Genomic DNA, 10,632 nt, shown 5'->3' on the forward strand with positions numbered 1-10,632 from the left:
GGGGCTCGCCGCCGAACTGGCCCGTGCGGGCCTCGACGGGACGGCCCTGGTGTCCGTGCAGGGGCGCGCCCACCCGTTCCGGGTGGCCGACACGGCCGACGACTTCCCGCTGGTCCCGGCCGACGTCGATCGGTTCGTGGTGCTGCCCTGGCAGGCCCTGCCCGACGCGGGGCCGACCGGCCCGGTGCCGACGGCCTTCCTGGTCTCCGGCGACGGGTTCGACGTCGAGGCGCTGCGGCAGGCGGGCGACGAGGGCCAGCGCCGCTACCAGACCGGCGGCAGCTTCGTCGCGGCGGAGCGACCGCGCGGCGCGGAGGTGACCACCTGGCAGGGCGCCCGCGAACAGCTCGGGGGCGGCGGCGCGAACGGCCTGCTGGTCTTCGGGTTCGCCGCCGGTGCGGCCGGGGGCGCCGCGTTCGGCCTGCTCGCGATCGCCTTCGCGGTGCTCGCCGGGGCTCGGGCCCGGGGGCAGGTGCTCTCCCGGCTGCGCACCCTCGGCCTGTCCCGCCGGCAGTGGCGGGGGCTGCTGCTGGTGGAGCTGACGCCGTTGGTCGCCGCAGCGCTGCTCACCGGCGCGCTGACGGGGGCGCTGCTGCCCCTGCTACTCACCCCGGTGCTCGGGCTGGCCGCGTTCACCGGCGGCGAGCCGGTCCGGGTCGCGTTCTCCCCCGGCCTGGTCGGGGCTGTGCTGGCGGCCGGCGCGCTGGCGCTGGCCCTCGCGGTCACCGTGGAGACGGTGAACAACCGCCGAATGCGCCTCGGTGAGGTGCTTCGGCTCGGGGAGGGGAGCTGACGTGTTCGGGGGAGGAATCCCGACGTGTTCGCAGAGGAGAATTGGGATGCTCGGAGAGGAAAGTTGAGATGACAGCCACCGTGGCGGCGTCCGCCGCGCCGGACCTGGCCACCCTTCAGCGGCGGGCCGCGCAGCGGGCGGCCGAACGGGCCGGCGGGCACGACCGGCTGCGCGGGCACATCGTCTGCGACGGCCTGGTGCGGATCTTCAAGACCGACGGGGTCGAGGTGGTCGCGTTGCAGGGCCTCGACCTGGTCATCGACCGGGGGGAACTGGTCGCGATCGTGGGCGCGTCCGGCTCGGGCAAGTCCACCCTGCTGAACATCCTCTCCGGGCTGGACACCCCGACCGCCGGCATCGCCCGGGTCGCCGAGTACGACCTGCTCGCGATGTCCGCCCGCCGCCGGTTGAGCTACCGCCGGGAGATGGCCGGGTTCGTCTGGCAGCAGACCGGCCGCAACCTGCTGCCGTACCTGACCGCGCTGGAGAACGTGGAGCTACCGATGCGGCTGGCCGGGCGGCGCTCCCGCCGGGCCCGCCGCGATCGGGCCCGGGAACTGCTCGACCTGGTTGGCGTCAGTCACTGCGCCGAGCGGCGGCCGGGGCAGCTCAGCGGCGGGGAGCAGCAGCGCTGCGCGGTCGCGGTGGCCGTGGCCAACGACCCGGAGGTGCTCTTCGCCGACGAGCCGACCGGCGAGCTGGACGAGGCCACCGGCGCGGAGGTCTTCGCCGCGCTGCGGCAGATCAATGCGGAACTGGGGGTGACGGTCGTGGTGGTCACCCACGATCACGCCGTGGCCACCCAGGTCCGCCGGACCGTCGCCATCCGCGACGGCCGGACCTCCTCGGAGGTACGCCGCACCGCGCGGATCGGCGCGGACGGCAGCACGGAACTGGTCAGCGAGGAGTACGCCGTGCTGGACCGCGCCGGCCGGATGCAGCTGCCGGCGTCCTTCGTCGACGCCCTGGCCCTGCGCGACCGGGTCCGGCTCACCCTGGAACCAGACCACGTCGAGGTTCGGCCCGGCAACCGGACCGATGCCGAACGGAGTGACGCGTGAGCGAGCAGCAACCCGGCCCCCTCGTCGCCCACACCCCGGTGCCGGTGCTCCCCGTCGAGGCGCAGGAGGTGGTGCGGGTGGACAGGGTGAGTCGCACCTTCGGCCGAGGCGAGCGCGCGGTGCACGCCGTCCGGGACGTCTCGTTCACCGCCGGCCGGGGCGAGCTGGTCGCCGTACGGGGCCGGTCGGGTGCCGGCAAGACCACGCTGCTGAACCTGGTCGGCGGGCTGGACCGGCCCGACTCCGGCCGGGTGCGGGTGGCCGGGCACGACCTCGGCGCGGCCGGCGAGCGGGAGCTGCTGCGGCTGCGCCGGGGCACCGTCGGGTTCGTCTTCCAGACCTTCGGGCTGATCCCGATCCTCTCCGCCGCCGAGAATGTCGGGGTGCCGTTGCGGCTGGCAAAGGTGCCCGCCGCCGAGCGGGAGGAACGGGTGGCGGTGCTGCTGGAACTGGTCGGGCTGGGCGGGCAGGCCGCGCAGCGGCCGTACGAGCTCTCCGGCGGGCAGCAGCAGCGGGTGGCGTTGGCCCGGGCCCTGGCCAACGAACCGGACCTGCTGATCGCCGACGAGCCCACCGGCCAGCTCGACTCGGAAACCGGGCGGTCCATCATGGACCTGCTCCGCGCGGTGGTGCACGCGCGCGGCATGACTGCCCTGGTGGCCACCCACGACCCGGCCCTGATCGACCTGGCCGACCGCACCCTCACCCTCCGCGACGGCCACCTAACCACCCCCTGACCCACCCCACTCCCGCCCTCCCACCCCACCCCCGGCCCCAAGCCCTCGGGCCCACCGAGGGCGGGGCGGGTGAGGCGGGAGAGGTGGGCAAGGGTAGGGGGTGGGTGGGTGCTCTGCCTTCAGGGGGTCAGGTGGCGGGGTCGTCAGAGGGCGAGCTTCATGCCCTCGTGGCTGGCCACGAAGCCGAGGCGGAGGTAGAAGCGGTGCGCGTCGGCGCGGGTCTTGTCCGTGGTGAGCTGCACCAGCCCGCAGCCGCGCCGCGCGGCCTGGTCGATCGCCCAGCGGATCATCTCTCGGCCGAGCCCCTGCCCCCGGCGGTCGGAGCGTACCCGCACCGCCTCGATGAGGGACCGCTCGGCGCCGTGGCGGCCGAGGCCGGGGATGTAGGTGATCTGCATGCAGCCCACGACGACCCCGCCGTCGTCGGCCACGACGAGATGGTTGCGGGGGTCGGCGGAGATGTCCGCGAAGGCCCTCTCGTACGCGTCGTCGACCTCGGCGACGTCACGCGCCCGGCCCAGCACGTCGTCGGCGAGCAGGGCGACGAGGGCCGGCAGGTCGGCCCGGACCGCCTCCCGGAAGATCACTGTGCGCATGACGTCAGCCTGGCACAGCGACAGCCGGCGATGTCCCGGCGGCGGGTTGCCGCAACCGGGCAGCATGATGCGGCATGGACGTTTTGCTGCAGCCGTTCCGCTGGATCTACCGGGGCCTGGTCTGGTTCGCCAACTCGCCCCGGACGCTGATCACGTCGTACCTGTTGATGATCGTGGTCGCCGGGGTGATCTACAGCTACGTGGAGAACAAGAGCGCCGCCGACTCGGTGTGGTGGGCGGTGGTCACGGCGTCCACCGTCGGGTACGGCGACATCTCCCCGACCACGGGGGCGGGCCGTGCCCTCGCGGCGCTGCTCATCTCGACCATGGTGCTGCTGGTCATCCCGCTGATCACCGCGCACTTCGCCAGCCAGTTGATCGTGGACGACGACGCCTTCGAGCACGACGAGCAGGAGGAGCTGAAGGCCGACGTACGGCGGATGCGGGCCCTGCTGGAGGAGTTGACGGCCCGGCAGGGAATCGCCCTGCCACCCGAACCCACGCCGCCCCCGCCGCCCGGGCGGCGGGGGCGCAGGTCCCGCAGGTTCCGCAGGTGAGCGTCACCGGGCCGGACAGCGCAGCCCCTCTCGGGGCACCGTCAGCGAGATCAGATACGCGTCCACCGCGTCGGTCACGCAGCTCGTCTGTGGATACGCCGTGTGCCCCTCGCCCTCCCAGGTCAGCACCCGGCCCACGCCCAGCATCGAGGCCAGCTTCGCGGTCTGCTCGTACGGCGTCGCGGGGTCACCGGTGGTGCCCACCACCACGATGGGCGGCGCGCCGACGGCCTTCCCCGTCGGGTACGGGTCCCGCCCGCCGGGCCACTCGGCACAGCCGAGCATGCCGACGGCGAGGGCCGGCCCGAACAGCGGGTACGTCTGACGCCACTGCGACTGGAGTTGACGGATGCGCTGCACACCCGGCTTCTCCGCCTCGTCGGCGCAGTTGACCGCGAGGTTCGCGTCGAAGAGGTTCGAGTATCTCCCGTCGGCGTCCCGCCCGGCGTACGCGTCGGCGAGCCGGAACACCTCACCGGGGTTGCCGTCGTCCAGCCGCTTGATGGCGTGGGCCAGCTCCTGCCAGCCCGACTCCGTGTAGAGCGAGGAGATGACCGCGTAGAAGACCCAGCCGGAGGTGGCCTCCCGGCCGTCCGCCGCCCTGACGGGGGAGACTTTCGCCTTGTCGATCGCCGAGGTCACCGCGGCCCGGGCGTCCGGGGCGAGCGGGCAGCGCCCGGCATTGGCCGCGCACCACCGGGTGAAGTTGTCGAACGCCCGCTCGAAGCCCTTCGCCTGGCTCTCCGAGCCGGCCACCAGGTCCTGCGTCGGGTCGACCGCGCCGTCGAGCACCAGGGCCCGCACCCGCTGCGGGTAGAGCTGGGCGTACGTCGCGCCGAGCAGGGTGCCGTAGGAGTAGCCGAGGTAGGTCAGCTTCTCGTCGCCGACCGCCGCGCGCACCGCGTCCATGTCGCGGGCGGCCTGCTCGGTGCCGTAGAGCGCGAGCTGGTCGCCGTACTTGTCGCCGCAGCCGCGCCCGATCCGTTCGTTGAGCGCGACGAAGCCGTCGAAGGAGGCCGGGGACTCCGGGTCCGGGTCGTAGCCGAAGCTGGCGTCCAGGTCGGCGTCGGAGATGCACTTCACCGGGCTGGACCGGGCCACCCCGCGTGGGTCGAAGCCGACGATGTCGAACCGCTCGGTGACCGACGGGGGCAGGCCGCCGAACGTCGGGCCGAAGGAGAGGTAGACGGCGGTGTCCACCCCGGAACCGCCCGGACCGCCCGGGTTGATCACCAGGGAGCCGATCCGGTCGCGCTGCTTCGTCGAGCGGGCCCGTAGCAGGGCGATCTCGAAGGTCTCCCCGGTGCCCGGCCCGGCCGTCGCGCCGCCGCCGGTGCCCCAGTTGCGCGGCACGGCGATGCGGGTGCACTCGTACCGCATGTCGGGCGCGCGTCGGCCGACGAGGTCGTCGGCGACCTCCGGGCAGGCCCGCCAGGTCGGTGCGGTGCCCGGCGGTGCCGCCCGGCCCTCGCCCTCGGTGCGCGGCGCGAACGCCGGCAGGGTGCAGCCGGCGGCGACCACGGCCGCCGCGACGAGCCCGGCGAGGGCCAGCCGGGCCCGGCGGATCCGGTCGGGAATGCGGGTCACCGGCGCGCGCCTCTCGTGATCGTGTCGACGCCTCAGGCTACGCCCGGCCCGGCGCGGGCTCGGCCGTCGCCGCCGGATCGCCGCGCAGGACCTGGTCGACGTCGTAGCGGATCGGGCGGTCGAGCTGGTCGTAGCCGCAGGAGCGGGGGTCGCGGTCGGGCCGCCAGCGGACGAAGCGGGCGGTGTGCCGCAGCCGGTCACCCTCCATCGCGTCGTAGCCCACCTCGGCGACCAGCTCCGGGCGCAGCGGTTCCCACTCCAGGTTCTTCGTGCCCGTCCACCGGCTCACCCCGCCGGGGATGCGCTGGCCGCGTTCGTGGTCGCCGTGCACCCACGGGTGGTCGGGGCCGGCCTCCCGGTACGGCTCCAGCTCGTCCAGCAGCTCCTTGCGGCGGGCCGCGGTGAACGAGGAGCTGACCCCGATGTGGTGCAGCACGCCGTCGTCGTCGTAGAGGCCGAGCAGCAGCGAGCCGACCACCGGGCCGGTCTTGTGCCAGCGGAAGCCGGCGACCACCACGTCGGCGGTGCGGGCGTGCTTGACCTTGGCCATCAGCCGCTTGCCCGGCTCGTACGGCAGGTCGGCCGGCTTGGCGATCAGCCCGTCGAGCCCGGCGCCCTCGAACACGTCGAACCAGCGGCGGGCCGTGGCCAGGTCGGTGGTGACCTGGGTGACGTGCACCGGCGGGCGCACCCCGGCCAGGGCCTGCTCCAAGCGGGCCCGGCGCTGCGGATACGGCTGGTCGGTCAGCAGCTCGTCGTCGAGGGCGAGCAGGTCGAAGGCAACGAAGTCGGCGGGGGTCGTCTCGGCCAGCAGCTTCACCCGGGACGCGGCGGGGTGGATGCGCTGGGCGAGCAGTTCGAAGTCGAGCCGGGGCTGCCCGCCCGGGCCGTCCCGCCGGATCACGATCAGCTCGCCGTCGACGGCGCAGCGCTCGGGGAGCTGCCGCAGGGCCTGCTCGACCACCTCCGGGAAGTAGCGGGTCATCGTCTTGCCGCCCCGGCTGGCCAGCTCCACCTCGTCGCCGTCGCGAAACACGATGCAGCGGAAGCCGTCCCACTTCGGTTCGTACGTCGTGCCCGGCTCGGTGGGCAGTCGCGAGACGGCCTTGGCCAGCATCGGCTCGACCGGCGGGTTGATCGGCAGGTCCACGGCGACAGTCAACCAGACGCCACCGACAGTCGTGAGGCAGATCACCGGCGGTGGCGGGGAGTCCCGTCCCCACCCGTCCCCGCCCGTCCCGTCCCCGCCTCCGCGACCGGATGGTGTTTCACCAGGTCAGAGCTAGTTTCGCCGGGTGCGGGAGTGGGTCTGCGGATGCTGCGGGCGCTGGCGGGTCAGCGTCGAGCTGATCCATGGCCGGTACCGGTACCGGCTGGTGCGCCGCTATCCGGCCCGTTTCGGCGGCGGAAAGGACGTGCTCGGCGAGGTCGGCACGGTCGCCGAGCTGGAGGAGCTGCTGCGCCGCCTCACCCCGCTCACCCTGGCCGACCTGTACGAGGCCGCCTGATCCCCGGCCGCGTCCACCCGCTCCCCGCACAGGCAAAGCGGCCGGGTGGCCGGGCTCACCTACGTCCCGTCGCCCGGCTTTCAGTACCGGGCGAAGGAGCGGATCGGCATCCGCGGCCCGTACCGTGGGGCCTGCACGCCCTCAGCGGCGAGCAGCAGGCAGACCCGGCCACGGTGCCCCCGGAACGGCTCCAGCAGCGCGAGCATCCGGGCGTCGTCGCCGCGCGGCTCGCCGGCCAGGGCCCAGGCCACCGTGTTGGGCACGTGGTAGTCGCCGACGCTGACCGCGTCCGGGTCCCCGTACGCGATCCGCACCACCTCGGCGGCCGTCCACGGGCCGATGCCGGGCACGGCGGTCAGCCGGCGGGTAGCCTCGGCGGCGTCGACACAGCGTTCCAGCCCGACCGGCCTCGGCGGCGGCCCCGGCGCAACGTTGTCGGCCCGCTTCTGCTCCACCCCGAAACGGGTGGAACACCCGGTACGCCGCGGGCGGCCCACCGCCGCCGGGTCGGGTGGCAGCAGTAGCGGCTGCATCGGCCCGGGTGCCGGCTCGCCGAAGTGGCGCACGGTCGCCGCGTACGCCCGGTAGGCCTCGGTGCCGGTGACCTTCTGCTCCAGGATCGCCCGCAGCACCCGGGGGAAGACCTGACCGGTGGCCGGCATCCGCAGCCCGGGGTGCCGCGCGGCCAGCCGGGCCACCACCGGGTGCGCGGCGGCCCGCTCGGCGAATCCGGTGAGGTCGTCGCGAGAGCCCGGCGACGGCGTCGGCCCGCTCGAGGACCCAGTCGGCCCCCGGTCCGTACCCCTCGGCGAGCAGGTCCCCGGCGCCGCCTGGGCGCAGCGCGAGCGTGGCGGGGCCGGCGGGGGTGCGGGCCGCCCACCAGAACGTGCCGGCGGCGATCCGGGCGCACGGGTCGTACGTGCTGAAGGTGAGCGGCCGCACCGACGCCGCCAGCCGGTAGCCGGCCGGCGGGCGCAGCGCCCGGCGGGCGGAGGGTTCGCTCACCCCTGTCACTCTGCCACGACGCCCGTCGCCCGAGGCTTGGCCCCACCGGGCTACGGCCGGCCCGCCGCCCGAGGCGCGTCCGCGCCGGGCCGCAGCAGGGGCGACCACGGCGCAGAGCGCGGCACCGCCGACGCGGGAGCGTCGGCGGTGCCGCCTGACCGGAGCGGAGCGGCCGAATCGGCCAGGGGCGCGGGGTGGGGACCTCGGTGGGCGCGGCGGCTGGCGTCAGCGCGCCCACCGCCCTACTCCGCTCCGGGGGTCCGGCGAATCGCGGCGCCGGCCCATCACCTTCGGGGGGCCGGCGCCGCGGCCGGGACGCGGCGTTGCCGGTACGCCGGTCCGGTTCACGGCGGTGGCCGGTCGTGCCCTCCCCGACTACGACCGACCACCGGGTCTGTCGGGGTTCAGTACGAGTAGCCGGAGTCCGCCGCGCCCGCGTCGCCGGACGACGGCGGGGCGACCGCCTTCGGGGTGCCGGTCGGCAGGCACTCGAGGTTCTTCTTGCCGTCGGGCTGGGCGACGAACCAGGTGCCGCTGACGCCCTGGCCCTTCCACTGGCCCGGCTTCTTGTCGCCGATGTAGCGGTACAGCGGCCAGCCGCCCAGGGTGATCTGCCGCGTGCCGTCCTGCCGGGTGATGGTGCCGACCTTGTCGTCGGAGACGCCGTTGAGCTGCGGGCTGCCGTCGGTCAGCGCGGGCGGCCACACCTCGGCGCACTTGTCCACGCAGTTCGACGCCGGCGGGTCGTCGGAGTCCTTGTCGAACCGGTAGAGGACCCAGCCCTCCTCGTCGGTGACCACCTTGCCCATTCGGGCGACCGTCTTGCCGATCAGCTGGTCGGTCAGCTCGACGTCGGCCGGCGGCGCGGCGTCCGGGGCCTCGGTGGCCGCCGCGTCAGGGGAGGCCGAGGCCTCCGGTTCGACTGCCGCAGTGGGTTCGGCCGCGGCGACGGCGACCGGCTCGGCCGCGCTCGAGTTCGCCCCGTCGTAACCTGCGGGAGCGCAGGCCGTAAGTGCGACCATGGCGCTCGCGACGATGACGGTCCGCTTCATCTGTGCCACGTGCCCTCCTCATTCTTTGCAGTTCGCCGAGTAGTACGGCTGGCCGGCTGTCAAGGTTGAAGGAATAACAGTGGTCAATTTCACTTTTCTTGGTTGAACCATTTCTGGCCGCCGTGCGTACCGCCGGGCAACCTACTGCGAGCTGCGAATACGCAAAATCGGCACCGGCCGCGACAGCGGCCGACGCCGATTCGGCGTACGCGTTCCTACAGCGGTACCTGCACCAGCGGGCTGGCCACCCCGTTGACGTCCACCGACTGCACCACCAGCTTGGCGATGTCGTCCTTGGGCACGGACGTGGCACCGCTCAGCTCCAGCGGTAACGGATTGGTGGTGGTGCCGTAGCCGCCCCCGGGCACCGACCAGGTCGAAAGGACCTCGGTGGTGTCGTTCTTGCGGACCACCATCAGCCGGCAGGTGCGCGGCCCCGGCAGCCGCTTGAGCTGGAAGTCGATCCGGGTGCCGAAGTCCTTCGAGATCAGCCACATGTTGAGCTGGACGCCGGTGCTCGCGTCGACGGCCGTGAACGGCTCGCCCTCCTGCTCGTTGCCGCCGGTGCCCGGATCGTTCGGGTCGGTGCTGCGCCCCGGGCTCGGCGTGCCGTCGACCGGCGCGGACCCCGTCGGCTGCGCGCCGATCTGCGGCCGGGCGTCACCGCCGGCGACGCTGGCGATGCCGACCCCGGTCAGCCCGCCGAACACCACCACGGCGGCGGCGCTGGCCAGCATCTGCCGGAACCGGGTCCGCCGCCGGTGTGCCCGGACCGCGACCAGCGTCCGGTCCAGCAGGGCCGGGTCGGTGGCGGTCTGCTCCAGGGCGGTCATCGTCTCGCCGTCGATGTCGGAGAGCAGCCCCACCACGGGAACCATCGTCTCCAGCTCCGCGGCGCACGCCCAGCACGTGGCGAGGTGCTCCTCGAACCGCTCGGTGTCGTGCTCGTCCAGCACGCCCAGCGCGTACGCGGCGACGTCCATGTGATCTGCCCGGCTCATTCCGTCACCCCCCTCTCCTGCAGGGCCGTGCGCAGCGCGCGCAGGGCGTAGTAGACCCGCGACTTGGCGGTGCCGAGCGGTAGGCCCAGCTCCTCCGCGGCCTCCGGCACCGTCCGGCCCCGGAAGTACGTCGCCACCAGGATCTCCCGGTGCGACTGACTCAGCGTACGCAGCGCGTCCGCCACCGTCATCGTGCGCAGCACCCGGTCGGTGCTGTCGGACTCGGCGAAGGCCGTCAGGTCCCGGTCGTACGTCTCGGCCGGGCGGGCCTGTTCGCTGCGGTGCTCGTCGATGGCGATCCGCCGGGCCACCGTCACCAGCCAGGGCCGCAACGAGCCCTGCCCCTGCGCGCCGAGGCGGTGGGCGTTGCGCCAGGCCCGCAGCAGCGTCTCCTGCACGATGTCCTCGGCGCGTTGCCGGTCCCCGCCGGTGAGCCGCATGACGAACGCCAGCAGCGGCCCGGCGTGCTCGGCGTAGAGCAGCCGGATCAACTGGTCCGAGTGGCTGGTCTCAGTGGACACGGCCTGGTGCCGCCCGGGTGCTGGTCGCGGAGACACCGGGCCATTCTGGCTGTCGACGGGGTGCACGTCGACCCCCCGGGTCGACCTGGACGCGCGGGACTGCGGCTGCGCGCGGGCGGACATCCAGTCCGCCCTCACCGCGTCGCCGTGCCAGCCGGCCGCCACCGCATGCATGCAGACCTCCGGGTGTCCGATGACATCAGCCCGACCCCCC

At 74.1% G+C, this 10,632-nt stretch carries 11 protein-coding genes and 1 pseudogene; 5 read left to right on the forward strand and 7 right to left on the reverse strand.

The annotated features are described in order from the left end of the window. From MCAG_RS23395 to MCAG_RS23405, 3 genes are all read left to right on the forward strand, one after another. Positions 1–793, forward strand: a 793-nt coding sequence (locus MCAG_RS23395) for an FtsX-like permease family protein (RefSeq protein WP_157548612.1), incomplete at its 5' end; no start/stop codon positions are given. 68 nt (positions 794–861) lie between these two features. Continuing rightward, positions 862–1,854, forward strand: coding sequence for an ABC transporter ATP-binding protein (locus MCAG_RS23400; RefSeq protein WP_036374902.1), 993 nt, complete (start codon positions 862–864; stop codon positions 1,852–1,854). Positions 1,855–1,892: 38 nt separating this feature from the next. Next, positions 1,893–2,591, forward strand: coding sequence for an ABC transporter ATP-binding protein (locus MCAG_RS23405; protein ID WP_198141772.1), 699 nt, complete (start codon positions 1,893–1,895; stop codon positions 2,589–2,591). A gap of 143 nt (positions 2,592–2,734) precedes the next feature. Here the strand turns inward: MCAG_RS23405 and MCAG_RS23410 are convergent, their stop codons facing one another. Continuing rightward, positions 2,735–3,187: a GNAT family N-acetyltransferase gene (locus MCAG_RS23410; RefSeq protein ID WP_036374904.1), complete on the reverse strand. Its 453-nt coding sequence runs from the start codon at positions 3,185–3,187 to the stop codon at positions 2,735–2,737. A gap of 74 nt (positions 3,188–3,261) precedes the next feature. Between MCAG_RS23410 and MCAG_RS35785 the strand changes: the two genes are divergently transcribed. After that, positions 3,262–3,744: a potassium channel family protein gene (locus tag MCAG_RS35785; RefSeq protein ID WP_007075455.1), complete on the forward strand. Its 483-nt coding sequence runs from the start codon at positions 3,262–3,264 to the stop codon at positions 3,742–3,744. A 3-nt stretch (positions 3,745–3,747) separates the two neighbouring features. Here the strand turns inward: MCAG_RS35785 and MCAG_RS23420 are convergent, their stop codons facing one another. Continuing rightward, positions 3,748–5,310 carry an alpha/beta hydrolase gene (locus MCAG_RS23420; protein WP_369751381.1) on the reverse strand — a complete coding sequence of 521 codons (1,563 nt, stop codon included), beginning with the start codon at positions 5,308–5,310 and terminating at the stop codon, positions 3,748–3,750. Positions 5,311–5,368: 58 nt separating this feature from the next. Then, positions 5,369–6,481: an ATP-dependent DNA ligase gene (locus MCAG_RS23425; protein WP_036377878.1), complete on the reverse strand. Its 1,113-nt coding sequence runs from the start codon at positions 6,479–6,481 to the stop codon at positions 5,369–5,371. A gap of 145 nt (positions 6,482–6,626) precedes the next feature. Here MCAG_RS23425 and MCAG_RS23430 point away from each other — a divergent pair, with 145 nt between their 5' ends. Further along, a complete protein-coding gene (locus MCAG_RS23430) occupies positions 6,627–6,839 on the forward strand; it encodes a hypothetical protein (RefSeq protein WP_007075458.1) in 213 nt (70 codons plus the stop codon). An 80-nt stretch (positions 6,840–6,919) separates the two neighbouring features. On the opposite strand, the pseudogene MCAG_RS23435 reads toward MCAG_RS23430, so the two are convergent. From MCAG_RS23435 to MCAG_RS23450, 4 genes and pseudogenes are all read right to left on the reverse strand, one after another. Then, positions 6,920–7,844 (reverse strand): annotated as a pseudogene (locus tag MCAG_RS23435) (DNA-3-methyladenine glycosylase). A 404-nt stretch (positions 7,845–8,248) separates the two neighbouring features. Further along, positions 8,249–8,905 (reverse strand): hypothetical protein, encoded by a 657-nt coding sequence (locus MCAG_RS23440; RefSeq protein ID WP_007075460.1) that lies wholly within the window; start codon positions 8,903–8,905, stop codon positions 8,249–8,251. A 206-nt stretch (positions 8,906–9,111) separates the two neighbouring features. Further along, on the reverse strand, positions 9,112–9,897 hold the full coding sequence (locus MCAG_RS23445; protein ID WP_007075461.1) for an anti-sigma factor: 786 nt from the start codon (positions 9,895–9,897) through the stop codon (positions 9,112–9,114). Continuing rightward, a complete protein-coding gene (locus MCAG_RS23450) occupies positions 9,894–10,592 on the reverse strand; it encodes a sigma-70 family RNA polymerase sigma factor (RefSeq protein ID WP_007075462.1) in 699 nt (232 codons plus the stop codon). The genes MCAG_RS23445 and MCAG_RS23450 overlap by 4 nt, the downstream gene beginning before the upstream one ends. Positions 10,593–10,632 lie beyond the last annotated feature (40 nt).

The organism is Micromonospora sp. ATCC 39149 (assembly GCF_000158815.1).
Lineage (GTDB): Bacteria > Actinomycetota > Actinomycetes > Mycobacteriales > Micromonosporaceae > Micromonospora.

Coding starts and splice junctions, on each gene's coding strand:
- MCAG_RS23410 (WP_036374904.1), bottom strand. CDS start 3,187: ATGCGCACAGTGATCTTCCGGGAGGCGGTCCGGGCCGACCTGCCGGCC.
- MCAG_RS35785 (WP_007075455.1), top strand. CDS start 3,262: ATGGACGTTTTGCTGCAGCCGTTCCGCTGGATCTACCGGGGCCTGGTC.
- MCAG_RS23450 (WP_007075462.1), bottom strand. CDS start 10,592: ATGCATGCGGTGGCGGCCGGCTGGCACGGCGACGCGGTGAGGGCGGAC.
- MCAG_RS23400 (WP_036374902.1), top strand. CDS start 862: ATGACAGCCACCGTGGCGGCGTCCGCCGCGCCGGACCTGGCCACCCTT.
- MCAG_RS23445 (WP_007075461.1), bottom strand. CDS start 9,897: ATGAGCCGGGCAGATCACATGGACGTCGCCGCGTACGCGCTGGGCGTG.